Origin of the sequence: Sporosarcina newyorkensis (assembly GCF_900167515.1) — a bacterium.
GTDB classification, from domain to species: domain Bacteria; phylum Bacillota; class Bacilli; order Bacillales_A; family Planococcaceae; genus Sporosarcina; species Sporosarcina newyorkensis.
The window spans coordinates 552,245-576,503 of sequence record NZ_FUYJ01000001.1; the positions used below are offsets into that span (position 1 = coordinate 552,245).

A 24,259-nucleotide genomic window follows, 5' to 3' on the forward strand; every position below is an offset into this window, starting at 1 on the left:
CACCTACTTAAATAGACTTGGTAAATACAATGTAATCTGAGGCACAAATGACACTAATAATAAGATGACTAAACTGACCCCTAGGAATGGCAGCAACTCTTTCGTAGTTTTTCCAATAGAAACTTTTCCGATTTGTGAAGCGACGAACAAACATACCCCCACTGGTGGTGTAGTCAACCCGATTACTAAGTTCAATACCATCATGACACCGAATTGCACTGGATCCATTCCGACTTCCATAGCGACAGGAAGCAATACAGGGAAGAGAATTACGAGTGCGGCAATCGTCTCCATAAAAGTACCGACAAATAGAAGCAAAACATTGATTAAGATAATCACGACGATCGGATTGCTCGAGATCCCTAGAATCGTACTCGCAACCAATTGCGGGATTTGTTCACTAACCATAATCCAACCAAACAAGTTTGCAAACCCTACTAGTAACATAATAGATGCTGTGCTAGTCATAGAAGATAACATGATTTCTGGTATTTTCTTAATAGGAAGTTCTTTATAAACAAAGATTCCAATGACAAGTGCATATAAAACGGCAATGATAGAAGCTTCAGTTGGAGTGAAGAAACCGCCTAATATTCCAACTAAGATAATAACCGTCATAAATAACGCCCAAAAAGCACCCAAGAAACTATTCGTTATTTCTTTGAATGATTTCCGTTCACCTTTAGGATAATTTCTCTTGACCGAAATAATGTAGGTTGGAATCATCAAGCCCAGACCTAAGAGAATACCTGGCAGTGCACCTGCTAGAAAAAGGTCCCCAATCGAGACAGATGCAAGTGTACCTACAATAATCATAGGTAAGGATGGAGGAATAATTGGACCGACCGTTGAAGATGACGCAGTAACAGCTGCAGAGAAGCCTGCTCCATATCCCTCTTTTTTCATAGCCGGTATCATTACTGCACCAATACTTGCAGTATCCGCTAGAGCCGTTCCTGAGATACCCGCAAAGCCCATTGAAGACCCTACATTAGCAAGTCCAAGACCACCTCGGATATGACCAAAACAGTTATTCGCAAACTGAATGATCCGGTCTGTAATGCCACCCGCGTTCATCAAGTTCCCCGCTAAAATGAAGCCAGGAATACAAAGTAAGACGAATGAATTTAGTCCGCCAAACATTCTTTGAGGGATGATCGAAAATGACATATCATTAAGAAATAAATACAATAATGAAGATAAACCTAAACTAAAAGCAACAGGCACTCCTATAAATATCAAAACTAGGAAAGATAGGAATAAAACTAGTGCCATCATTCTTCTTCACTCCCATCTACGTAAGGCTCTTTATTCTGTATTAATTTAACAATTTTTATGACTGAAAATATTGAAATGAACAGACCCATGAAAAAGATTGACGCATGTACAACTGACATCTGAATTGGTAGTGTTGCTGCTTGTTGATTGTGTCCTAGTAACATAAATTTGTACCCTTCATTCGCAATCACAAGAGTTAAAATTAAAATAACGATATAGATTCCTATATCATAAAACTTTCTGACACTGCCTTTCATTTTATTAATCAACAAATCAACATTAATATATTCATTGCGCATCAAAGCTAAAGGTGTTCCGAAACTAATTGCAAATAAGAATAAGTAACGTGTCAATTCTTCTGTCCAGACATAAGAAAACGGCAGAAATCTTGACAAAATTTGAACTGTCACTACAATGATAACGCCAGTAAAGCTCAAAATTGAAAGTGTGCCTAATATGCGTTCCACTAACTTCAACATGGCTGTGATTCATTCCTTTCTTAAGGAAAGGCACAACTAGGTATGGACTAGTCGTACCTTTTGGTTTCTGTATTACTTCGCGTCAAGAATTTTGTCTAGTACTTCATTTTGCTCGTCAGATAATGACTTTTTAACTGCTGGTAACATCGCATCACTAAATTCCTGACGATCTACATCAACAAACTCCATTCCTTTTTCCTTTAAATCTTGCTCAATTGATTCAATTGATTCATCATATAATGAATCACCGAATTCTTGTGCTTCAGTTGCAGCGTCTTTTACGGCTTTTTGTTGTTCTTCAGTTAATGCATTAAATTGATCGTTTCCAACCAATACATAAATCCAAGAATACACGTGTTCAGTACGATTGACATATTTCTGTACTTCATATAGACCGCCACTTTGGATTAAGTCTACTGGATTTTCTTGACCCATGATGACACCTTGCTGCAAACCTGTAAATACTTCGTTAAAGTCGATAACTTGGGGTTTTGCTCCTGCTGCTTCCCACACTTTTAAGAATAGAGGGACATTTGGCACACGCATTGTGAAACCTTTTAGATCAGCTAATGATTCGATTTTTTTATCTGATGTTAGATTACGTGGCGCTCTCAGATGATTATAAAGAGGTGTTAATTTTGCCTTATCCATAATCTGCTCTTCAATTTCTTTTCCTATATCACCTTCAACCACTTTTTTCACATGATCAATACCGTCAAACGCATAAGGGACAGCCATTAAAGCAGCTTTTGGAGCCCAGTTTTGCAGTGTTTCCCCTGAAACAACCATATCGGCAGATCCAGCTTGAATCGAGTTGATCGTATCTGTTTCTCCACCCAAAGAGTTGTTCGGGTAAATTACAATTTCTATTTGTCCGTCTGTTTTTTCTTTTACGGACTCTGCAAATTTCTCTGCGGTTTTATGCCAAATATGATTTTCGTCTGCTAAGTGACCTAGTTTCCATTTAATAACCTTCTCACTTTTACCACCTGCTGTTTCTTCTGCATTATCTGATCCACAAGCCGCTAACATTAACATTGCGATCATTAAACCTGCAATCCATTTAAATTTTCTCATGTTTTTCTCTCCTTTAGAGTTGTAATCTATTTCCGACATACCTAGCATTATTTCCTCAATCACCCCTTTCAGTAGTCTCTATCTCTCAATTTCTTTTTCTCCTTGAATGAATGACTGCACTTCACTCAAATATGGAAGACCTTCATTATCTCCTGAAACGGTTACAACAAGTGCACCAACGCCATTAGCAAATCGCAAAGCCTGCTCTGGTTCAGTGTTATGCAAGTAGCTGTACACGTATCCTGCATCAAAACCATCTCCCGCACCCACTGTGTCGACAACGGGAACATTAAATGCTGGTGCTGAGAACCATTGACCACTTCGATACAACCTAGAACCAGAAGCTCCGTCTTTAATAACCAAGTCTGAAATTCCGTACTTTTCCGCAAATTTGGTCAATGATACTTCTGAACTTCCATCTAAAAGGGTGTCAATTTCATCTAAACCAGTTAATAAGATGTCTATATGCGGGAATAGTTCAAAATACACTTTTTTCGCTTCTTCTATTGTCCAAAGCTTCAAACGAATATTGGGATCAAAAGAAACCGGAATACTTTTTTTGTTCGCTAATGAGATAAGTTTTTTTGTAATTACTAGATTTTGTGGATCGATTGCTAGGAATACTCCTGTAATATGTACTAGATCAACAGAATCCAAGCATTCGTCATTAATATCTTCAGGCTTCAGTGTTAGAATAGGTGACTGATGACGATAATAAAATGTCTTTCCATCTCCACTTTCTCTAATCTCTTTAAAGTTAACGGACGTTGGATAACCTTCTACAAAATCAACTTCTGATACATCAATACCTTCACCTCGCGCAAAATTGTAAATCACTCGTCCAAATTCATCTTCTCCCAAACGGCTAATCCATTTACTCTTCATACCAAGTCTTGCACATCCAATAGCGAAGTTTAGTTCTGCGCCGCCGACTTTCCGCTCAAAAGTAGAGACGAATCGCATAGGGCCTGTGGTAAAAGGATTCATCGTTATCATTGAATCCCCTATCGTTAATACATTAAAATTTTTAGACATATTCCCAACTCCTTATTTCTAAACAGACTCCCTTTTTAATAAACGAGGTATGTGTCTCATAACCTCATAATCATCCTCAATATCTTTCGCCTGAATAATTTTTAGCAATAGTTGCGCTGCTTCTTTACCCATTTGAAAAGTCGGCTGCGTGATAACGGTAATGGGGGGTGTAAAAACTTCCAAGAAAGGAGAGTCATCCAAACCAATCACAGCAACATCCTGAGGAATAGTTAAGCTGTTTTTCTTAATGAATTTCATTAATTCCATGAGAGCTAAGTCGTTAATCGCATAAAAAGCATTTGGTCTTTCATCTGCCAACCATAGTCTGTCAAGATCTTCTACTATTTTTGTCCGTTCAGTTGCAACTATCCAGGATTCTTCATATGCCAAGTTAAGCTCTTTCATTCGTCGCTTATATCCTTCAATTCGTTCGATCCGAGGGACTACTTTTCGTTTAATAGAAGTTGAAACAATAGCTATTTTCATCTTGCCTGCTTTCACACATTGATTAATTGCAATTTCCGAAGCTTTGTGGTTGTCCAACATGATCGTAGGGTAATAAGCTCCTTCTGTCTTTCTATCCAAAAATACGATCGGAAAATTGGACTTACGTAAACTTGCGTAGACATCTTCATTTCCTACTGTTGGAAAAATGATTAGACCGTCTACTTGTTTCGCCTGTAGCATTTTAATATACGAACGTTCTTTCTTAGGATCATCATCCGCGTTGCAAACAAATACATGAACCCCTTGTTCTTCACATACATCCTCTATCGCACGAATGATTTCATTCGAAAACGTGTGCAAGATATTTGCAACAATGATACCAATAGTGTTAGATTCTTTCTTTTTCAAACTTCGCGCCATATTGTTCGGTATGTAACCCAGCTCTTCAATAGATTCCTCGATTTTTACTTTGGTCGCTTCCGCCATAAATTCAAATCTATTGTTAATAAATTGTGAAACAGTACTTTTGGAGACGCCTGCTTTTTTTGCGACATCAGCCATAGTCACTTTCATTTCACTTCACCTTTTTCTTTTTACTAAACCGGTTTAGTAAACCGATTTAGTAAAAGTATAAATGCAAACGTTTTCAAAATCAATAGTTATTATTCATATTATTAAAATATTTAAAAACGAATATTAACTTGCCTAACTAATACCGAAAGACAGACAAGTTTATATTCGTAAATATTGGCTTTTAACTTTTATTTATAAACAGTAGTTGTTATGCATGTATTGCTTCCTATTCCCATGATCAAACCATTTGATATCTAACCTTCAAACTAGCACTCACCGTAATCGTTCCCGACTCAATCGGCGTCCCCCCTGCTTCCGCCATCGTAACAGCACGAAAGGCAACCGGCTGTGCAACATGTTGTTCTTCAATTTTCACTGGAATTGGTCGATTGGGCAGCTTTAGCGAAGAACCGATCGTCACCATCTTTGTTTCGGCGTCTTGCAGTGCCTGCGCAAGAGCTTTTTGATAGTATTCGCTTTGATCTTGGATCGTAAATTGGATTGAGCCAATTTGGTTCACACCATTCGAAACAGCAGTGTCCACCACTTCACCTACACGTGAAATTTCACTGATTGTAACGCGTATTGTATTGACGACTTCATAACCTTTGAAGGTTTGTACGCCATCCACGTAATCATAGACAGGATGAATCTGATAATCGATCGTTTGGATAGAGGATTCCGGGACGCCCATAGCGACCAATGAGCTGATGACATTGTTCATCCGATCCGCATTTTCTTGCTGAATTTCATTTAATTCATTTCCTCTCGAATTGACCATCATAATAATATGAACGGTGTCGGGAGTTACCTTCACCGCCCCTTCCCCCCAAACAGTTATGGAACGGCTTTGCTGATCATGATAAGACGCATTATACATTTCCATCACTCTCCTTTTCTATTAATACATTGCTATGCGTCAGCTAGTCCCTTTCATACTAAGCAAATCGTGAAAACAGCTTTTAATCATATAGAAAAGAGCCGAAATCATAAAGACTTCAGCTCTTTTATCGGTTCATCCTTCAACAGGTGCGTTCAAGGTTTCAGAGAAGCGAACGAAATAATCAAGCGCCCCTGGATTCGCCATAGCATCCGGGTTTGCTGCTTGCTCTACTGGAATCCCCGTAATTATTTTTCGTATAGGCACTTCCATCTTTTTTCCGGTAAGTGTATAAGGTACTTGCTGGATTGGAAAAATAGCGTCCGGTACGTGCTTCGGCGAAACACCTTCTCTTATCTTTTTATTAATTCTCGACTTTAATTCTTCGTCGAATAAAACCCCTTCTTTTACCACGATAAATAATGGCATATACGATCGGCTATCCGGTAAATCTAAATTCACAATAATGCTATCTTGGATTCCTTCGAGTGATTCTACCGACGCGTAAATTTCACTTGTCCCCATCCTGACCCCGTTGCGGTTTAATACAGAGTCGGACCGACCGTAAATTACGCAAGTACCCCGCGAAGTTATCTTCAAATTATCTCCTTGCCGCCAAATTCCCTCATACGTGTCAAAGTAGCTTTCCAGAAGCCGCTCATTTTGTTCATCATTCCAAAAATAAATCGGCATGGACGGCATCGGCTGCAGTACAACTAATTCCCCAACTTCATCCACGACAGAAACTCCTGCTTCGGAGAATGCGTGGACATCTACGCCAAGGCCGCGGACTTGCATTTCTCCCGCGTATACCGGCTCTGTCGGTACACCCGACACGAACCCCGAACAAATATCGGTACCCCCACTTTGAGAGGAAAGCCATAAATCGTCTTTCACATTCTGATAAATCCACTCAAAGACATCTGGACTTGCCGGCGCGCCGCTTAATATAATGGAATCAATAGCCGAAATATCATATTGCTCTTTTGGCGTTAGGCCTGCTTTCTTCATTAAATTAATGTACATCGGGCTGGCACCAAAGACAGTAGCTTTCGTCTTTTCTGCTAACTCCCACAACTTTCCGATCGATGGATAAGCCGGATTCCCATCATACAGGATGATAGACGAACCTGTAAGCAATCCACTCGTTAATATATTGAACATCATCCACCCTGTCGTTGTATAAAAGAGCAAGCGGCTATCCGGAGTCAAGTTTGCATGGAAGGTTAAAATCTTATATGATTCCAATAAAATTCCGCCATGACTATGCACAATCGCTTTTGGAATTCCTGTCGTGCCGGATGAGTACATAATTTGCAGAGGGTGGTCAAATGGCACTTTTTCAAATGTAAATTGGGCTACCGAGACTGCTGCGGGCTCATTGATCACATCATTCCAGATTAACGCATCTTTCGTAGGTCCTACCTGTTCTTCTGCATATAAATATGGTACATGAATCACATGCTGAACACTTGGCAAACGCTTTACAATGTCACGAATCTCTTCACGCCGATCAAAGGTTTTACCAGCATACTGATACCCATCGATCGTCAACAATAGCTTCGGTTCGATTTGCTGAAGGCGATCCAGCACACTTCTGCTGCCAAAATCCGGTGAACAACTTGACCAGATCGCACCGATGCTCATTGTAGCCATCATTGCTACAACGGTTTCCGGTATATTCGGCAAGTAGGCAGCTACACAATCTCCAGGTTTGACCCCAATCTCTCGTAATTTCGTCGCTAAGGTCACGACTTGCTCTTTAAATGTCCCCCATGACATTTCTCCGAGCGGACGAATTTCAGATTCATGAAAAATCGCAGTTTTCTCATTAGCGCCCTGTCGGAAAATATGCTCCACGTAATTTAGTGTTGATCCCGAAAACCAGTTAGCGCCCGGCATTCTCTTCGTGTCTAGTACTTGTTTATAAGGAGAAGCTGAATCAATAGCGAAGTAGTTCCATATCGATTCCCAAAAATCCTCTAGTTCATTTACAGACCATTGCCATAGTGAGTTATAGTCAGAGACCTCTAATCCTCTCTCTTCCTGCAACCAATTCATATAGTGTGTAATGTTCGCTTGTTCTTTGTAGGATTCACTTGGTTTCCAAAGTATTGTTCCTTCTATCGCCATCCCGATTCCTCCCTCTGTAGCTTATCTATATACAAACTGAATGTATTCGCTTTCATTAACTATACTACTGTTGTTTTAATAGTTCGTCAATTCAAGGTTTTCTTGTTTTCAAACCAAAAAGCTTATCTGCAGTACATCCTGTCTGCAGATAAGCTTTTCAATTATTCATCAACAAATTTACCATAATCGGGCACAGCTACATTTTTAAACCGATTGGCTAAGTTGTCTAATTCTGTTTGCAGCCATGAAGCATCCGTAACCGGTACGCCATGACCTGTAATCGCAATTTCTGGTTTGAGAGCAGCCAATGACTTGACTGATTGTTCCGCACTTTCCCAATCGGGAGTCAAATAGCGTGGTGGACCGTTCATCTCCAGTTCTTGGGTAAACACTTTGTAAAGTGAATCCTGTTTCACTGTAACGAATGCATCTCCTGCAATCAGCGCATGATCTGATTCTCTAAATAGTGATACATGTCCTGTTGAGTGACCCGGCGTATGGATCCATTTCCATCCCGGCATGAACGGTACAGAATGATCAGTTGGTAAGACATGCACCCGTTCTCCAATATCTATAGCTTCGATTGGAAACATAAAAGACATTTTGGCTACCATGCCACCTTCTACCAAAGTATCAGGTTGTGGATAGTCTTGCATACCCGTAATATAAGGCATTTCAAGCTCGTGGGCGTAAACCGGGACGTCTTTCCATTCCTCCAATACATCAATCAATCCACCCACATGGTCGAAATGTGCATGTGTCATGATAATCGCTTTTGGAGGTCGGTGAGAACCAAACCTTGCAACTGCGGCTTCCACAATTTTTTTCCCGGATTTAGGCATTCCTGCGTCAATCAGGACCCAATCTCCCTCGTCAGGTTTACCATAAAAGATGATGTTCACAATTTGTATCGTATGACAATACAGGTCAGGCGTTACCTCTACACCTTGATTACTCTTTTCTGAAGTAACCGGTTGAAAACGCTCAGTTGATGAACTTCTTTCCATTATTGTAGCCTCCTGTCCATTAATCTAACAATCGGTTGTTGTGGTCTACTTCCATGACTTTTGCTTCCTCTGCAGAAACAGCAGAGTGAAGAATTCCTTTACCTCGGCAGACACTGCAGGCATATTGCCAACCTTCGTCGTCCGCTAACATTCCTGCACCTTCACATGCCTTACATGTACTTTCTCGATCAACCATTTTATAATACCCCCTCTTTAATTAAACATGCGTCTCATCTTGTCGAGCTTTTGCCCAATTAATCATACCACCTTCGAGCATGACATCAATTTGCCTCTCCGACATGCTATGTCGAACTAGAATTTGACGATTTTTCCCTTTTATAGAAATCGGAAATTCTTTTGCACTCTTCACCGCTTCACGTAAATTACTAAGTTGAAGAACGTCTCCATTTTCTAACAACTTATAATCATCTGGATCGACAAAGGTTAATGGAAGTACACCAAAATTAACTAGGTTTTGCCAATGTATGCGGGCAAAGTCTTTTACTAATGCTACCCGTAGACCAAGATATCTTGGTGCTAGAGCGGCATGTTCCCGACTCGAGCCCTGCCCATAGTTAGAACCTGCGACAATGGCATGTCCGCCTTCCAAAGTACTTGCTTTGGCTCGCGAGTAATAGGTACGGTCGATTATCTCAAATGCAAATTTACTGATTTCAGGAAGATTACTCCGATAAGGCAAGACACGCGCTCCTCCTGCGAGGATTTCATCGGTTGAAATATTATCATTCATCTTTAGCAATATTGGAATTTCAAGTTCGTCTTTTAATTCATCCATCTCCGGAATCAACGCGATATTCGGTCCCTTGTATAGTTCCACTTTTCGAGCTTCCTCATATGGCAATGGTTCTGTCAATAGTTTCGTATCCACGGTAGGCGTTTCCGGGTCTTTTACTAGCGGATACGGCATACCCAAAGTTCTTGGATCTGTAATTTTTCCATTCAGAACAGAGGCTGCAGCCGTTTCAGGACTACACAAAAACACGCTATCCTCGAGTGTGCCCGATCTGCCCGGGAAGTTCCGCGGTGTTGTCCGTAAGCTATTGCGCCCAGTCGCCGGGGCTTGTCCCATACCGATACAGCCATTACAGCCTGCTTGGTGCAACCGTGCGTCCGCTTGAAGAAGATTGGCGATATGCCCTTCTTTAACTAAATCAGTTAGGAGTTGTCTGGAAGTTGGGTTAACATCGAAAGAAACACCTTGTTTCGCCCTTTTCCCTTTAACAATTTCAGATACGATAGCAAAATCACGATAACCCGGATTTGCCGAGGAACCGAGATATGATTGATAAATGGGTGTACCGGCAACTTCAGATACAGGAACAACATTTCCGGGGCTTGAAGGCTTAGCGATTAAGGGAACGAGTTCTGATAAATTAATTTCTTCATTCAAGTCATAAGTTGCGCCTTTATCCGCTGTAAGTTCTGTCCAATCTTCTTCTCTCCCCTGAGTCTTTAGAAAATGTTTTATCTCTTCATCTGATGGGAAGACAGTCGTGGTGGCACCTAATTCAGCCCCCATATTGGCAATCACATGCCGATCCATGGCACTTAGATGGTTCAACCCCGGGCCATAATATTCAATGATCTTACCTACGCCGCCTTTGACATCATAACGCCTTAACATTTCCAGTATGACATCTTTGGCACTTACCCAATCAGGTAATTCACCAGTCAATCTCACACCCCATACTTGTGGCATTTTAATATAAATGGGTTTGCCGGCGATCGCCAGCGCGACATCCAAACCGCCTGCACCCATCGCCAGCATCCCCATACAACCGTTCGCGCAAGTGTGACTATCCGAACCCAGCAAGGTCTTCCCAGGTTTTGCAAGCCGTTGCATGTGTACAGGGTGGCTAACTCCATTGCCAGGTCGGCTATAATACAATCCAAATCGCTGTGTGGCGCTCTGCAAAAATAAGTGATCATCCGCATTCTTGTTGTCTACTTGAATGACATTGTGGTCTACATATTGGGCGGATGCTTCTGTCTGTGCACGCTTTACACCCATTGCCTCCAGCTCTAACATCACCATTGTACCGGTTGCATCTTGTGTAAGTGTCTGGTCAATCTTCAATCCAATCTCTTCTCCGTGTTTCATTTCCCCGGAAATTAAATGTGATTTAATTAGCTTTTGTGTAACATTTAAAGCCACTATACTCCGCCCTTTCAAAGAGTCATACTATTTAAAACGTATACCCAAAATCTGCTTTCTAAACACCCGAACAACGGACATGCAAAAAGCCTGCCCTTTCAAGTCGAGTTTTATGCAGTTTCAGCATAACTAGTATGTACTATAGCACTTCTATTTCGAACTCAATTAGCTGGCTTTTCATATAATAGATAAAAGGATAAGGGAGGTTGTTTGGGTGGATAATGACTTCTTTCAAAACGAGGGTGTTAGCGATAAACAAATTGCGGAAATCGCTTTTCTTGGTGAAGCTTTCGGGTTTCTTGGCGATGCACTGACCACGTTTTCCGCCTACTTAGCACTACAGCAAATTTCAAAAGGACCTGAATCAGCGAATGATCCGGATAAATTGGAGATGCAACAGCAAATTGAATATTTGATGAAAGAAGTAGAACGGTTAAAAAAACAGCAACGTTAAATCTATTGCAACAAAAAAAGCTGAACACAAAAAAGTTTTCAGCTTGGATTGCTTACTATATTGAACTGTTGTAGATTATGCAAAGTAAATACGAGGAATATCACTCGACATTAGGACCGAACACTCGATTATGAATATCCTCAGCCTTTCTCATTTCAATTCGATTCAGCAACGTCTTTTTCCAATTGGTCGCAAGCTCAGAAACTGCTGCAAGTGCAGCTGCTTTTTCGAAGTTTTCTCGCTCTATATGCATGACCTGATTACATTTTTCAATTGTCCATTCTGGGGCGACACGATCTCTCAGTTGAAATGTCTGACCCGCCTCGACAAAGCCCTCCTGAAGAACACGATAATACCAACCCGTGCGGCCTGAGTTTTGCAGAAGTATAGCCAGATTTTGTATTTGGAATCTACGGGCAGGCTTCCAGCATGGCTGACGCGGTTGGGACACCTGTATCACGGCTTCCCCAACTTCATAGATATCACCAATCGCAACGTCAGATTCCTGCAAATTAATAGTAGAGAAATTTTCTCCCATGCCGCCCGGCTTGATTTCCGAATTTCCGAGCTTATTTTGCCAATAATGATAATGCTCGGACGGATAGGAAAACACAGCTTTTTCAGGACCCCCGTGGTGTTTTAGATCCGCCTGCTCATCCCCTTCCAGATTGGTCATCCCTAAAAAGATCTGTCCGTCAAAAGGCTCTTTAAAGATGGAGGTTTTCCATTCACGTTCCATCGGATGATCTGCATTTTGCTGCCCTATCACTTTTGGTTTCCCAACAAAAATAGACGCTATTTCTGCAGGCTGTTTTTGATATATATTCATCTGATTCCCTCCTTCCTTCATTGAGTATTTCGTTTATATCTTTCATGATGTCAAAATAACTTGAAAAGCCCTTGGTCGATGAACTGACCATAGGACTCTAAAGAATGAAACAAGACACTTAAAATGTAATAAAACCTTTTTGCATTGCAAAACCACCCAATGTAAAGAGTACAATTGCAATTAATGTAATAATAAATAATCTATTATTTTTATCCAAGTACTCACCTTTTTCTTCACAGGATAGAACAAAATAAGCTGTTTTCTTTATTCTACCAAATGAAGACCAGAAAAGGAATTGAATTTCAAACTATTCTTTTTACTCAATCTCCTTCTTCAATTCATTTAAAAATAAAACCATAAAATCATGTCGTTCCTTCGCCAGTCGGATTCCTTCTTCTGTTACCATCAAATCCTTAAGCAATAGCAACTTTTCATGAAAATGCGTAACAGAAGCTGTTTCTTTTGAACGGTACTCAGAAGCCGACATACTCCTGCGAGCTTCTTCCTCTAAGTCGTATAACTTTCTGCCCCGCGCCCCTCCAAAAGCAAATGCCCTCGCAATGCCGATTGCTCCGATTGCATCCAGCCGGTCCGCATCTCTGACAATAGCCCCTTCAATAGAAGTAATCTCTTTCGAATGCCCTCCGTTAAATGACACACTTTCAATTGCAGACATTACGTTCGCAGATAAGTCCTCTGAAGCACCAATTTGCTTGAGCATCTCTACCGTTGTAGCCTCATGCAATGATTCATATTTCGCATCTTCTATGTCATGCAAAAGAACAGCTAAGCGAACGACGAGCTCATCAGCAGTTGGTTCAGTAAGCAAGATCTTCTCTGCATTTTTCATCACGCGATCAATATGATCTAGATCGTGACTCGCATCATATTTATTATAAATAATTTCAACCATCTGTCTGCATTTCGCTATCATTTCTTTCAAATTATCCATTCCTTTCTATACAGTTCTATATCCTATGTTGTAGCGTACCAGAAAAAACATTTGACATCTCATGAAAAGAAATCTTACTGCAAAGTAACAAGTGAATTTCATTTGCATTTTCAACAAACTGCAATATTTTTCTACACATGTTGACAAATTGTCAACACTACTTTAAAATTCTTTACAATGTAAGCCGTTAGGTGATCATTTAATTTCTTCCAGTTTTTCTGTAAAGGAGATTGGTTTTATGTCAAATGAATTTGAAACACTGTCGATCGGGCATTTATTACGAAATACTTTAAAAAAACATTCATTGTCCATGCGCAAACTAAGTGAACGTACGGACATTGACACAGCTACGATTTCTCGAATCATCAACAACAAACGTAAAGCGACTCTTGATCATCTAGAGAAGTTTTCATCTGTTTTGGATATCCCGTTGTCGAAATTATTGGAAGCTGCAGGCTATTCTATAGAAAACAAAAAAGAATCAACGTTTGCTGACGATAAAACCATACAACACCTCTTGGATATATCTGATCAACTCTCCGCCACTATTTCCATTTCTAATGTAGAAAAACAACTGGCAGAGTACAAAGACGATTCACAAACGACAGAAGGCAAGAATCGTATTCTGAATGATTTTGAGGAGAAACTCCAAAGCACCGGCGGAACGGGACCATTCATGGATCAGCTAAAATACTTATTCGGCAGGTTCAAAGCTCAAAATGGAAGTAAACGAGAAATTGCTATTATTGGCAGTGCATTATTATATTTCATTGCCCCGATCGATGCCATACCGGATTATTTATTCGCAATTGGCTATATCGATGATGCGATCGCTGTTCAGATTGCTTCTAGCACAGTAAATAAGAATTAATAACCAAGTTAGCAGGTGATAAGGATGGAGACGAGAAGCAAGAGAAGGAGGAAGAAAAGCAAGGGTCGGAGGAACTTTTTCCTGATTTTTGCGTTCATACTACTAGCAGGTGCTATCTACTTTGTGAATCAATATACTAGTGGAGTATCTTTGGCAAATGGGGATACGACGAGCAACGTCCACACTGAACTGAATAGCAATTCGAGCGGCAATGGGGATTTGAATACGAAGTTCGAACCGTTTGAAGGCGCGGATCCTCAGTTTGGTGAAATAAACGTACTGCTAATCGGTAACGATGCCAGAGCGGATGAGGAAGATGCACGATCAGATGCCCTGATGATCGGCCATTACGATCAACATACGAATAAAGTAAAGCTAGTCTCCCTTATGAGAGATACATATGTCGAGGTTCCTGAATATGGAATGCAGAAGATAAATGCAGCATTTTTCCTTGGTGGTCCTGAATTAGTCCGCAAAACCATCAAGCAAAATTTCGACATAGATGTTCAATATTATGCAATCGTCGATTTCGAGGGTTTTACGAAGATTGTAGATGTGATTGCACCTGACGGCATACATGTCGATATCCCCTATCCAATGTCGCACGGTATCGGTATGACACTGGAACCAGGCGAACAACATCTTAATGGTGAACAGCTGCTTGCGTATGTCCGTTTCCGACATGACATCCATAGCGATTTTGGCAGGGTAGAGCGTCAGCAAGAAGCGTTGTCTAAACTAAAAGAACAGGCCATCAGTGTCCACACCCTCTTAAATTTACCAAAACTACTTGGCGTGGTCGATTCCTATCTCAATACGAATATAGATAGTAAAATATTGTTTGCAATCGGCAAAGGTATGGTGACAGGTGGGAAATCCAAAGAAATGGAGACGTTGCGCATACCTGTAGAAGGCTCCTACACCGATAAACGTGTAAATGTAGGCGCTGTATTGGATATTAATCTCGAAGAAAATAAAGAAATCCTAAAAGACTTTTTAGCGTCAAATAAAAATGATGAAGAATGATGATTTATCGAAACAGAACGTGAGGATTAAAACAAATGAATTTAGACTTTAAGATTTTTGAAGCAATCAATCAATTTGCCGGTCACAATAATATACTGGATCAATCCGTTGTATTTTTCACGAAATACGGTCCGCTTTTATTCGGATTGTTTTTCGTCTGGCTATGGTTCACGAAACACGGAAACCGTGCAGAAAACCGAAAAATCGTGCTGTTTGCTTTTACGATTGCCGTGGTCACAATCGGGATTGATAAGGTCATTGAGATGTCGTTTTTCCGCTCACGACCTTTCGTCAACCATGATGTCACCATGTTAGTAGACAAATTAGATTCCGACCCTTCATTTCCAAGTAATCACACTGCCGGTTCCTTTGCCCTAGCCCTTGCCCTCTTCTGGAAACGCAGAAAAATGGGCGCTGTGCTTCTAGTGTTTGCAGGACTGATGGCATTGTCACGAATATTCGTTGGTGTCCATTATCCTACCGATGTATTGACGGGCGCTTTCATTGCACTTGTAGTTGCATTTTTGATTATTTGGCAACGTCGTTTGATCGAGCCTTTATTTAATTGGATTATTCGGTTGTTTACACGCAGGGGATCGCATGCTGTATAATGGTAAATGGTTTACAAAAAGAACGCTGAGTGGATCAGCGTTCTTTTTTGTATTATTTGACTTCTCAGAAGGGATTCGTTCAAATTTAGGAACGCTCAACGGATGTTCTCAAATGGCAATTTCAGTTTTGACAATACAAATAAAAAAACGAGATAAACACTTAGTTTACTCGCCTCATTGCTGCTCTTATTCTCTTGCTTTTCAACCGCATGAATCTGCTCTATACACTCTTTTAAATTATAATATATTAAATACTTAAACAAGTGTTATACCGTCACTAATTCTAAAATAGCCTTTTGCCGTTGGTCTATTTTTGATAATTTTGAAGATGTTTCTTCCTTTTATTTATCTGTTTGTTTTTGCTTCTTTTCCAAATACTCCGCACGTATTTTTTCAAGTTGTTGCTTTTTATCAAATTTGGCAGGCTTGTGTTTTTCATGATACTTTGTCACAGCTGCCTGACCTTTAGCATCCAATTGATATTTCCCCACTTTGTTCACCTACTCTCTTCTTTTAAAGAAAATTTATTCAACAACTAAAATGTTCGCGACTAATTTAAATTACGTCCCAGGAGGGATTTGAACCCCCGACCTACACCTTAGGAGGGTGTTGCTCTATCCAGCTGAGCTACTAGGACACAGTAATAAAAATGATTAACAACTTCGATTCAGGTATAGAATCGAAGTTCCAATATTAATCATTTGCAGTTCCATCGTAATCTTCATTAAACCATAGTTGTTCTTGATCATCCACATCACCGTTATAGTTGATCAGAATTTCTTCACCTGCTTTGATGTCTTTGTGTGCAAAGAAATCAAAGGTATGGTGATCAAAGTTAATGTCGTACGTTGCATTCGGTTCATATGAATGGTTGAATAACATTCCATAACCTAAAAGGATTGCCGTATGATTCATACCGTATTCGAAAGCGTAGTCGGCAAGTATTGTTTTTTCAATATGTTGGTGTTGTTCATTCGGGTACGCAATGACAGGCGCCTCGTGCAAGAGCTGGCCTTTTTTGATGTCGCATGTTGCGAATACTCCCCTGTTGAATTCTCCGTCACTGACAGGAGATCGTTTCACTTCTATTATATCGCTCACCTACTCGCTTGTAAATTATACTTAGTAAGTATAGCATTAATTCAGCCGTATTGCTCTTTTCTAATTTGAATTATTAGGTATAACTTTTCGACGGTTAGTTAACATAAATCAAGGCCGGTAAGAAACACGTAAAACCGGCTAAGGGGTATTCCCTTAACCGGTTCTAAAGACGCTAACGTTAGCCGCTTATTCATCATTTGAAATCCCTTTCTTAATCTGGTTCAATTAATGACCGGTTTACCATTGGAAAGTGCTTCCCGGATTCGATATTTCAATACCTTACCTGATGCATTACGTGGAATCTGTTTTTCCACAAAAATTTGGGTGGGAACTTTATACTTTGCGAGATGTTGCCCGCAAAAAGTTTTTATTTCCTCCTCATCCACTACTTCTCCTTCATTCGGAACAACGATTGCCACAACCTTTTCTCCCCACAACTCATCTGGCAAGCCAATAATTGCTGCATCCAATAATTTTGGATGTTTATATAGAATCTGTTCTACCTCAGTAGAATAAACATTTTCGCCACCAGAGATAATCATGTCTTTCTTACGGTCTACCAGTGTAATATAGCCTTCTTCATCTATTAACGCAAGATCTCCGGTATACAGCCAGCCATCACGAAGCGCTTTTCTTGTTTCCTCAGGGTTTTTATAATACCCCTTCATCACCATCTCACTTTTGATAATGAATTCTCCTACTTGACCCGGCAGTACATCATCACCTGTATCGCTTACTACCCTTACTTCTGTATTCAGCATGGCTTTTCCGCCTGCACCTATTTTATCCTTATGTTTTTCAGGCGGTAATATAATACCTCCCGGACCCGCCTCGGTTAAGCCGCACATGTTATGAAACTGATCATTCTTAAACATGGCAATAGACTTTTCCAACAGGGCAACCGGCATGGGTGCTGCACCATACCCGCATCTCTTTACGGATGTTAGGTCAAAACTCTCTCTATCAGGAACTAAAAGCAAATAATTGTACATGGTTGGAACGGCGAAGAAAATGTTAATTTTATATTTTTCGATTGATTGGAGTACGTGACGCGGGTCGAATTCCTGATGAATTACCTGAGTACTTCCTAAAAACGTCCCAGTAATCATAAATAAGTTGAGTTGAGCTGAGTGGAAAAGTGGCGCTACGTGCAGCAGATTATCATCCGGACTAATTTTCATCATAATCGCGGTAGAAAACGCTACATGAAGAACCCGATGATGATCGAATAAAGCTCCTTTTGGACGTCCGGTCGTGCCAGAGGTGTATAAAATTTCTGCATCGTCGGATTCATCCACTTCAATAGGCGGGTCCTCGTCATTTTTCGTCAGTATTTCTGCCATTTTGATTTGTTCACCTACTACTTTTTCTCCGACAGAAACCTGAAATATAACTTTTTGGTTATCCGCAGCAGCCTGATTGACTAACATCGCATACTCTTCATCAAAGAATACAGCGGACGCATCGGAGTCATCCAGAATATACCGAACTTCCTCTTGGGTCAATCGGAAATTAATTGGAACAGCTACACCTCCGACTTTCATAACTGCATAAAATGCAATTACGAACATGTCGGAATTTTTCATCAAAAGTGCAACTTTGTCTCCTTTTTCAATTCCTCTTGCAATCAATCCATGTGCAAGTTTATTTACTTCCCGATTCAATCGACCATATGTGTATACGTGATCCTTAAAATAAATTGCTTCTTTATCCGGCGTCCGACGTGCGTTCCTCGCTAAAGTAGTCCCAATATCCATGAACATTCCTCCAGAAAAATATAATGTACTTATACTTTTTTTCGAGCGGCATTTACTTCCTTCAAGATTTCTTCTGTATGTTCACCCAGTTTTGGTGCTATGAAACGAATTACACCAGGTGTCTCAGAAAGTTTAATGGGAATACCAATTTGTTTTATCGTTCCTAAAGTTTCGTGTTTCATGGATTGAATCATTTCACGCGCCATTATTTGAGGGTCGCTTGTCATTTCCTCCAGTGTTAACACTGGAGTGACACAGGCTTCTTTATTCTCAAATATCTCCATCCACTCAGCCAGTGTTTTTTGATAGATTATCGTTTGTATTTCGTATTTTAGGCGATGTTGTTCGTGGGGAGGTGCCAATATACGAGGGATAAAATCACTTCTTCCTATCCCATGACAAAACGCTTGCCAAAATTTTTCCTCGAGTGCCCCTACAGAAAGGAAGCGCGCGTCCTTTGTTTCATAAATGCTGTAAGCAGCAAGCCCGCCGGACAACATTTGTTCTCCTCGTTTGGTCGTCACAGAGTCGGCTAAATAGTTCGGGAGGATCGTCTGCAACCAGGAAATCACGCCATCCAACATGGAGATGTCGACAAACTGCCCTTTTCCTGATCTTTCTCTCTCAAATAAAGCTAATAAAATACCTACTGCTGCCGGCAGGGCCCCACCGCCAATATCGGCTATTTGCGTGGAAGGTACGATCGGTTTCCCATCCTTTTCTCCCATCAAATTGAGCAGGCCGGCAAAACTCAAATAATTAATATCATGTCCTGGAAAATCTTTATAGGGACCTGTTTGCCCGTAACCTGTCACCGCACAATAAATAAGGCGTGGGTTTACTAGTTTCAGCGTTTGATAACCCAAGCCGAGTCGTTCCATAACCCCCGGACGAAATGACTCTACCACTATATCTGCGTTCTCGACCATTTTTATAAAATTGTGTTTACCTTCTTCTGTTTTTAAATCAAGGCAAACACTTTTCTTATTTCTATTGAGCGAATGAAAAAGTGCACTGTCCTCGTCTAATTTAGGTTCGTACATTCTTGCATAATCACCGATTTTTGGGTCCTCTATTTTTATCACTTCCGCGCCGAAATCTGCAAGTAACATCGTACAATACGGTCCCGGCAACAGGCGGGTTAAATCGAGAACACGAATAGACGTTAATACCACACGAACACCTCCAGACAAAATTAATTGCGCAAATATTATAAGGTAACTGTCACTCTAGTAAAATGATAAAACGACAGGCAACTTACAATTTACTAATCAAGTCGCTCTACAATGGTCGCATTTGCCATCCCATGGCCTTCACACATGGTCTGCAGTCCATACCGTCCATTGCTTCTCTCCAATTCATGCAGCATGGTGGTCATCAGACGTCCGCCACTTGCACCAAGAGGGTGGCCTAACGCAATCGCACCGCCATTTGGATTCAGTTTTGCCGGATCGATATCAAATTCCTTAAGCCAGGCGAGCGGAACCGATGCAAACGCTTCATTGACTTCGAAAATGTCGATATCTCCAAGCGTCAATGCCGCTTTTTGCAGTACTTTTTCTGTTGCAGGAATGGGTCCTGTCAACATGAGTGTCGGATCGGATCCTACAACAGTTCGCGCAATTACACGAAATCTCGGCTTTAATCCAAGTTCAACGGCCTTCTCTCGCGACATCATTAATATCGCAACAGCGCCATCACTGATTTGACTGGAATTACCCGCTGTTACGCTGCCGTCCTCCCGAAAAGCCGGCTTAATCCCGCTAAGTTTCTCGAGATTTGTATTTTCTCTAGGACCTTCATCATCTTTCATCACAGTCATTGTCCCATCTGGAAGTGCTACCTCTAACGGCATGATTTCTTCTACAAAACGTCCTTCCTTACGAGCCTTAATTGCCTTTCTATGGCTTTCCAATGAGAATTCATCCATTTCTTCACGGCTTATATTCCATTTATCCGCGACTCGCTCGGCGGATATGCCTTGATTAATGATCTCGTACTTTGAAGTTAATGCTTCACTAAGCTGTACGCCTTGCATATTGGATCCCATTGGCACACGCGACATACTTTCAATTCCACCGGCAATCACAACATCCATATCACCGCTAATAATCGCTTGTGAAGCAAAATGAACCGCTTGCTGACTCGAACCACACTGCCGATCAATTGTTGTGCCCGGAACATCCACTGGAAAACCGGCAATCAACGCTGCTTGTCTAGCAATATCAAAAGCCTGCTCTCCAACTTGCGATACACAGCCGAAAATAACATCTTCCACCAATTCTGCAGAAATACCTGCCCGTTTCAATACTTCCTCTAAAGGCTTTGCAGCCAATTCCTCTGCCCGTATTCCGCTTAATAATCCGTTTCTTCTGCCAACAGGCGTCCTGACTGCCTCAATAATTACTGCTTCACGCATAGCTAACTCCCTTTCCATCAAGCATTCTGTAAGCCCTTATATTTAAGCCTGCACATATACATTTGTACTGCAAGTTAATACTTCCTCATCCCGCTGATTCTTAATAATGATTTTCAATGTCAGAAGTCCGCGTTTTCCATTGGAGTCTATCTTTTTAGCTGCTACAGTAAATCGGCCTGCCAGCCAATCGTTTGCTCTTACTGGTTTTTTCCACCTGATTTCATCCGCTCCCACACCGCCAAGGCAATCTTCAGAAAGGATATCCATTTTAATCCACTCTGACCAGACAACGGCAAGCGTATGAAATCCTGACGCAATCAATGAGCCAAACAGGCTGTTTGCAGCAGCTTGTTCATCAATATGGAAATATTGAGGATCATATTTCTCTCCGAACGCAATAATGTCCTCTTTTGTTATCATGACAGGTTCCGTGTGGAATTCCTGTCCGATAGAAAATGCATCAAATTTCAATATTATTCTCCTCTTTCAATTACATGCAGTCAGCCTCTATAATCCCATGTTTTTCGCAATGATCACTTTCATGATTTCATTGGAACCTGCATAAATAGTTGAAACTGCCACATCACGATATCTTCTCGCGATATCGTACTCTTCCATATACCCATAGCCGCCATGCAGCTGCATACATTCATTTGCCACTTTCTTTGCTAGATCAGTCGTCCACCATTTCGCCATCGATACTTCGGTCACGACATCTTTTCCTGCAACATGGTCAACAATCAGTCGGTCAATAAATGTCCTGCCGATCTGAATTTCAGTCTTCAGTTCCGCAAGCTTAAACTGCGTATTTTGGAACTGACTGATACTGCGGCCAAAAGCTTTTCGTTGTTTAACATAGTCAATGGTTGAATCCAGCATAATTTCCGATGCTGCTATACTTTGAATGGCAACCATCAAACGTTCCTGCTGCAGCTTTTCCATTAAATAATAAAAACCCTTCCCCTCTTCACCCAGTAAATTGCTGGCTGGAACACGTGCGTCTTCGAAAATTAATTCACATGTATCATTAGCATGCTGTCCGACTTTCCGCAGCTTTTTACCTTTTGTAAATCCTGGCGTCCCAGTTTCTACTACAATCAGACTGATGCCCTTGTGAGCAGGCTGAGCTTTAGGGTTTGTTTTACAAACGACGATAACTAAATCGGCACTGTGTCCATTCGTAATAAAAGATTTTTCCCCATTTAAGATATACACATCGCCATCTTTAATTGCAGTCGTTTTGACTGCGGCCAAGTCCGATCCAGTTCCCGGTTCCGTCATAGCTATAGCAGAAATTAAATCTCCGGTGATTGCGCCAGGCATCCAAGCTGCTTTTTGTGCAATTGTCCCATAAGACGCAATGTACGGCATTACAATATCATTATGGAGACCTACACCGATCATTCCGGTTCCTACACGTTCGAATTCCTCACTAAGGACAACAGTATAACCAAAATCAGTTTGAAACGCCCCGTGTTTTTCATCAGCCCAAGGACAAAGATAGCCTTGTGCCCCCGCCTTTTTCCAAAAAGATCTGGGAACTTGTTTCTCACTCTCCCATTGCTCATAGTATGGAAAAGCTTCCTTCTCAAGAAACTTTCGTAGTGAACGACGGAATATTTCATGTTCTCCATGTAAATAGGCTCTTTCCATATGATTTCCTCCTTATTTAAGGCTATCCTTATCGTGGTTGCATTCTGATCGCGCCATCAAGACGAATGGTTTCGCCGTTTAACATTGGATTTTCCATAATACTGCTTACCAGAAGTGCATACTCAGCAGGAAAACCTAGACGGGATGGAAACGGTGTCATTTTGCCCAATGCGGATTTTGCCTCTTCCGGCAATGAAGCAAATAATGGAGTATCGAATAAACCAGGTGCTACTGTCATTACCCGAATACCGAGCGGAGCAAGATCTCGTGCAATCGGTAATGTCATTCCTACAATCCCACCCTTCGAAGCACTGTAGGCAACCTGACCAATTTGCCCATCAAAGGCAGCAACAGATGCCGTATTAACGATTACCCCACGCTCACCATCCTCATTCGGTTCGTTTTTAGCCATTATTTCTGATGTCAGTCGAATGACATTAAATGTACCAATTAAATTCACTTGGACAACTTTTGCAAAACGAGATAAACTATGTACCCCTTTTTTGCCGATCGTCTTTTCCGCTACGCCAATACCTGCACAATTTACGAGCGCATTAATTTTCCCATACTTTTCAACTGTCTCATCCAAGGCCTGCTGTACGCTGATCTCATCGGTTACATCGGTTTGTACAAAATGCACACTTCCCCCTAATTCCTCTTTCAGAGGAAGAGCTTTTTCCTCAGACAGATCGAGGATAACAGCTTTGCCTCCCTTGGAAGCGATTTGCCTTACGGTAGCTTCTCCAAGACCTGAAGCCCCACCTGTAACTACTACGACGCCATTTTCAACTTTCATTTGTTTCCCTCCAATTATGATGGTAGTTTATTTTATTACCAGGATACGTGATAAATAGTCAGAAACCGTTTCAGCAATTTCTGTCGCATCTTTTTTTCCTTCTGGCGAGTACCATTGAGTTACCCAGTTCATGGCACCTAAAATCGTGTTCCTTACTATTGTAATTTCTACAGTCTCAAACACTTCATCATTTATACCCTCTAAGATTAGTTGGTCGAAACATTTCTCGTAATCATTTCGCAATTGAAAAATCTCTTCAAGTTGTTCAGTTGAAAAGATCTGTTCAAGCTTTACCATCATTTCAAACCCTGATTTTTCATCTAGTAAATAGGTGATATGAGCTACCATAGCCTTTTTAAATCTATCAACTACCGGTAAATTTTCCTGCTGTATTGTTTTAATATTTATCAGACTTTGCTGTAAGAGCATAAGCTGACTCTGATAAAGTAGATCCTGTTTGTCTTTAAAATAATAATAGACAGATCCTTTTGTCATCAATAAACTAGAGGCAATCTCTTCCATTGTCGTCCCCTGATAGCCCTTTTCTGCCAGAATACTAACTGCTGTCCGTAAAATATCTTCTTTTTTCTTAGCTATCTTCTTCTGCCGCAACGACACAGTGATTCACCTCCCTGTTAATTGATTAATTTTTATTCTACACATTCACTTTTTAAATATCAAGTTAATTTTCTGATAATTTGTTAA

Annotated in this window: 25 protein-coding genes and 1 tRNA gene; 4 read left to right on the forward strand and 22 right to left on the reverse strand. The window is 40.8% G+C overall.

Translation table 11 applies throughout. The features are described from left to right. Positions 1 to 3 precede the first annotated feature (3 nt). The 10 genes from B5D59_RS02985 to B5D59_RS03025 all read right to left on the reverse strand — a co-directional run bounded on the left by B5D59_RS02985 (position 4) and on the right by B5D59_RS03025 (position 11,085). The gene (locus tag B5D59_RS02985) at positions 4 to 1,278 is read right to left on the reverse strand and encodes a TRAP transporter large permease (RefSeq protein WP_078816797.1); all 1,275 of its coding nucleotides are present in this window, start codon (positions 1,276 to 1,278) and stop codon (positions 4 to 6) included. Next, entirely contained in the window at positions 1,275 to 1,757 is a 483-nt protein-coding gene (locus B5D59_RS02990) for a TRAP transporter small permease (protein WP_078816798.1), read from the reverse strand. The genes B5D59_RS02985 and B5D59_RS02990 overlap by 4 nt, the downstream gene beginning before the upstream one ends. Positions 1,758 to 1,829: 72 nt before the next feature. Continuing rightward, positions 1,830 to 2,834, reverse strand: coding sequence for a TRAP transporter substrate-binding protein (locus B5D59_RS02995; RefSeq protein WP_078816799.1), 1,005 nt, complete (start codon positions 2,832 to 2,834; stop codon positions 1,830 to 1,832). A 78-nt stretch (positions 2,835 to 2,912) separates the two neighbouring features. Next, positions 2,913 to 3,869, reverse strand: a complete 957-nt coding sequence (locus B5D59_RS03000; protein WP_078816800.1) for a sugar kinase — start codon at positions 3,867 to 3,869, stop codon at positions 2,913 to 2,915. Positions 3,870 to 3,887: 18 nt separating this feature from the next. Further along, positions 3,888 to 4,889, reverse strand: coding sequence for a LacI family DNA-binding transcriptional regulator (locus B5D59_RS03005; protein ID WP_078816801.1), 1,002 nt, complete (start codon positions 4,887 to 4,889; stop codon positions 3,888 to 3,890). A gap of 238 nt (positions 4,890 to 5,127) precedes the next feature. Continuing rightward, complete coding sequence (locus tag B5D59_RS03010) at positions 5,128 to 5,769, reverse strand: SIMPL domain-containing protein (RefSeq protein ID WP_176132479.1); 642 nt, start codon at positions 5,767 to 5,769, stop codon at positions 5,128 to 5,130. Between the two features lie 135 nt (positions 5,770 to 5,904). Then, positions 5,905 to 7,902: an acetoacetate--CoA ligase gene (locus tag B5D59_RS03015; protein WP_078816803.1), complete on the reverse strand. Its 1,998-nt coding sequence runs from the start codon at positions 7,900 to 7,902 to the stop codon at positions 5,905 to 5,907. Positions 7,903 to 8,063: 161 nt separating this feature from the next. Further along, positions 8,064 to 8,909, reverse strand: a complete 846-nt coding sequence (locus tag B5D59_RS03020) for an MBL fold metallo-hydrolase (RefSeq protein ID WP_078816804.1) — start codon at positions 8,907 to 8,909, stop codon at positions 8,064 to 8,066. 19 nt (positions 8,910 to 8,928) lie between these two features. Then, positions 8,929 to 9,105 carry a hypothetical protein gene (locus tag B5D59_RS18120; protein WP_009497528.1) on the reverse strand — a complete coding sequence of 59 codons (177 nt, stop codon included), beginning with the start codon at positions 9,103 to 9,105 and terminating at the stop codon, positions 8,929 to 8,931. A gap of 21 nt (positions 9,106 to 9,126) precedes the next feature. Beyond that, positions 9,127 to 11,085, reverse strand: coding sequence for an aconitate hydratase (locus B5D59_RS03025; protein ID WP_078816805.1), 1,959 nt, complete (start codon positions 11,083 to 11,085; stop codon positions 9,127 to 9,129). A 214-nt stretch (positions 11,086 to 11,299) separates the two neighbouring features. Here B5D59_RS03025 and B5D59_RS03030 point away from each other — a divergent pair, with 214 nt between their 5' ends. Then, positions 11,300 to 11,539, forward strand: a complete 240-nt coding sequence (locus tag B5D59_RS03030) for a hypothetical protein (protein WP_009497530.1) — start codon at positions 11,300 to 11,302, stop codon at positions 11,537 to 11,539. 100 nt (positions 11,540 to 11,639) lie between these two features. Here the strand turns inward: B5D59_RS03030 and B5D59_RS03035 are convergent, their stop codons facing one another. Both B5D59_RS03035 and B5D59_RS03040 read right to left on the reverse strand, forming a co-directional pair. Beyond that, the gene (locus B5D59_RS03035; RefSeq protein WP_245799433.1) at positions 11,640 to 12,368 is read right to left on the reverse strand and encodes an MOSC domain-containing protein; all 729 of its coding nucleotides are present in this window, start codon (positions 12,366 to 12,368) and stop codon (positions 11,640 to 11,642) included. Positions 12,369 to 12,684: 316 nt separating this feature from the next. After that, the gene (locus B5D59_RS03040; protein WP_009497532.1) at positions 12,685 to 13,320 is read right to left on the reverse strand and encodes an HD domain-containing protein; all 636 of its coding nucleotides are present in this window, start codon (positions 13,318 to 13,320) and stop codon (positions 12,685 to 12,687) included. Between the two features lie 238 nt (positions 13,321 to 13,558). Here B5D59_RS03040 and B5D59_RS03045 point away from each other — a divergent pair, with 238 nt between their 5' ends. From B5D59_RS03045 to B5D59_RS03055, 3 genes are read left to right on the forward strand one after another with little or no spacing between them, the layout of a single operon-like run. Continuing rightward, entirely contained in the window at positions 13,559 to 14,191 is a 633-nt protein-coding gene (locus B5D59_RS03045; RefSeq protein WP_078816807.1) for a DUF1232 domain-containing protein, read from the forward strand. Positions 14,192 to 14,215: 24 nt separating this feature from the next. Then, positions 14,216 to 15,217, forward strand: coding sequence for an LCP family protein (locus B5D59_RS03050; RefSeq protein ID WP_078816808.1), 1,002 nt, complete (start codon positions 14,216 to 14,218; stop codon positions 15,215 to 15,217). A 35-nt stretch (positions 15,218 to 15,252) separates the two neighbouring features. Beyond that, a complete protein-coding gene (locus tag B5D59_RS03055; protein WP_078816809.1) occupies positions 15,253 to 15,828 on the forward strand; it encodes a phosphatase PAP2 family protein in 576 nt (191 codons plus the stop codon). Positions 15,829 to 16,169: 341 nt separating this feature from the next. On the opposite strand, the gene B5D59_RS18125 is transcribed toward B5D59_RS03055, so the two are convergent. From B5D59_RS18125 to B5D59_RS03100, 10 genes are all read right to left on the reverse strand, one after another. Beyond that, a complete protein-coding gene (locus tag B5D59_RS18125; protein ID WP_176132480.1) occupies positions 16,170 to 16,319 on the reverse strand; it encodes a hypothetical protein in 150 nt (49 codons plus the stop codon). A 72-nt stretch (positions 16,320 to 16,391) separates the two neighbouring features. Next, a tRNA-Arg gene (locus B5D59_RS03060) sits at positions 16,392 to 16,465 on the reverse strand. A 56-nt stretch (positions 16,466 to 16,521) separates the two neighbouring features. Next, entirely contained in the window at positions 16,522 to 16,920 is a 399-nt protein-coding gene (locus B5D59_RS03065) for an SET domain-containing protein (protein ID WP_040759608.1), read from the reverse strand. Positions 16,921 to 17,150: 230 nt separating this feature from the next. Continuing rightward, entirely contained in the window at positions 17,151 to 18,686 is a 1,536-nt protein-coding gene (locus B5D59_RS03070) for a class I adenylate-forming enzyme family protein (protein WP_245799434.1), read from the reverse strand. Between the two features lie 29 nt (positions 18,687 to 18,715). Beyond that, the gene (locus B5D59_RS03075; protein ID WP_078816811.1) at positions 18,716 to 19,861 is read right to left on the reverse strand and encodes a CaiB/BaiF CoA transferase family protein; all 1,146 of its coding nucleotides are present in this window, start codon (positions 19,859 to 19,861) and stop codon (positions 18,716 to 18,718) included. A gap of 92 nt (positions 19,862 to 19,953) precedes the next feature. Next, positions 19,954 to 21,105, reverse strand: coding sequence for a thiolase family protein (locus B5D59_RS03080; protein WP_040759217.1), 1,152 nt, complete (start codon positions 21,103 to 21,105; stop codon positions 19,954 to 19,956). 42 nt (positions 21,106 to 21,147) lie between these two features. After that, positions 21,148 to 21,576, reverse strand: coding sequence for a MaoC/PaaZ C-terminal domain-containing protein (locus B5D59_RS03085; RefSeq protein ID WP_078816812.1), 429 nt, complete (start codon positions 21,574 to 21,576; stop codon positions 21,148 to 21,150). Between the two features lie 36 nt (positions 21,577 to 21,612). Beyond that, positions 21,613 to 22,758 carry an acyl-CoA dehydrogenase family protein gene (locus tag B5D59_RS03090; RefSeq protein WP_078816813.1) on the reverse strand — a complete coding sequence of 382 codons (1,146 nt, stop codon included), beginning with the start codon at positions 22,756 to 22,758 and terminating at the stop codon, positions 21,613 to 21,615. Between the two features lie 28 nt (positions 22,759 to 22,786). After that, the gene (locus B5D59_RS03095; RefSeq protein WP_009497543.1) at positions 22,787 to 23,554 is read right to left on the reverse strand and encodes a 3-hydroxyacyl-CoA dehydrogenase; all 768 of its coding nucleotides are present in this window, start codon (positions 23,552 to 23,554) and stop codon (positions 22,787 to 22,789) included. A gap of 27 nt (positions 23,555 to 23,581) precedes the next feature. Continuing rightward, complete coding sequence (locus B5D59_RS03100) at positions 23,582 to 24,172, reverse strand: TetR/AcrR family transcriptional regulator (RefSeq protein WP_009497544.1); 591 nt, start codon at positions 24,170 to 24,172, stop codon at positions 23,582 to 23,584. Between the last annotated feature and the right edge of the window lie 87 nt (positions 24,173 to 24,259).

Bases quoted from the DNA above. Each gene is read 5' to 3' on its own strand.
- B5D59_RS18120 (WP_009497528.1), bottom strand. From the start codon at position 9,105: ATGGTTGATCGAGAAAGTACATGTAAGGCATGTGAAGGTGCAGGAATG.
- B5D59_RS02985 (WP_078816797.1), bottom strand. From the start codon at position 1,278: ATGATGGCACTAGTTTTATTCCTATCTTTCCTAGTTTTGATATTTATA.
- B5D59_RS03090 (WP_078816813.1), bottom strand. From the start codon at position 22,758: ATGGAAAGAGCCTATTTACATGGAGAACATGAAATATTCCGTCGTTCA.
- B5D59_RS03070 (WP_245799434.1), bottom strand. From the start codon at position 18,686: ATGGATATTGGGACTACTTTAGCGAGGAACGCACGTCGGACGCCGGAT.
- B5D59_RS03005 (WP_078816801.1), bottom strand. From the start codon at position 4,889: ATGAAAGTGACTATGGCTGATGTCGCAAAAAAAGCAGGCGTCTCCAAA.
- B5D59_RS03095 (WP_009497543.1), bottom strand. From the start codon at position 23,554: ATGAAAGTTGAAAATGGCGTCGTAGTAGTTACAGGTGGGGCTTCAGGT.
- B5D59_RS03055 (WP_078816809.1), top strand. From the start codon at position 15,253: ATGAATTTAGACTTTAAGATTTTTGAAGCAATCAATCAATTTGCCGGT.
- B5D59_RS03045 (WP_078816807.1), top strand. From the start codon at position 13,559: ATGTCAAATGAATTTGAAACACTGTCGATCGGGCATTTATTACGAAAT.
- B5D59_RS02995 (WP_078816799.1), bottom strand. From the start codon at position 2,834: ATGAGAAAATTTAAATGGATTGCAGGTTTAATGATCGCAATGTTAATG.
- B5D59_RS03015 (WP_078816803.1), bottom strand. From the start codon at position 7,902: ATGGCGATAGAAGGAACAATACTTTGGAAACCAAGTGAATCCTACAAA.
- B5D59_RS03020 (WP_078816804.1), bottom strand. From the start codon at position 8,909: ATGGAAAGAAGTTCATCAACTGAGCGTTTTCAACCGGTTACTTCAGAA.
- B5D59_RS03050 (WP_078816808.1), top strand. From the start codon at position 14,216: ATGGAGACGAGAAGCAAGAGAAGGAGGAAGAAAAGCAAGGGTCGGAGG.
- B5D59_RS03000 (WP_078816800.1), bottom strand. From the start codon at position 3,869: ATGTCTAAAAATTTTAATGTATTAACGATAGGGGATTCAATGATAACG.
- B5D59_RS03040 (WP_009497532.1), bottom strand. From the start codon at position 13,320: ATGGATAATTTGAAAGAAATGATAGCGAAATGCAGACAGATGGTTGAA.
- B5D59_RS03035 (WP_245799433.1), bottom strand. From the start codon at position 12,368: ATGAATATATATCAAAAACAGCCTGCAGAAATAGCGTCTATTTTTGTT.
- B5D59_RS03010 (WP_176132479.1), bottom strand. From the start codon at position 5,769: ATGTATAATGCGTCTTATCATGATCAGCAAAGCCGTTCCATAACTGTT.
- B5D59_RS02990 (WP_078816798.1), bottom strand. From the start codon at position 1,757: ATGTTGAAGTTAGTGGAACGCATATTAGGCACACTTTCAATTTTGAGC.
- B5D59_RS03080 (WP_040759217.1), bottom strand. From the start codon at position 21,105: ATGCGTGAAGCAGTAATTATTGAGGCAGTCAGGACGCCTGTTGGCAGA.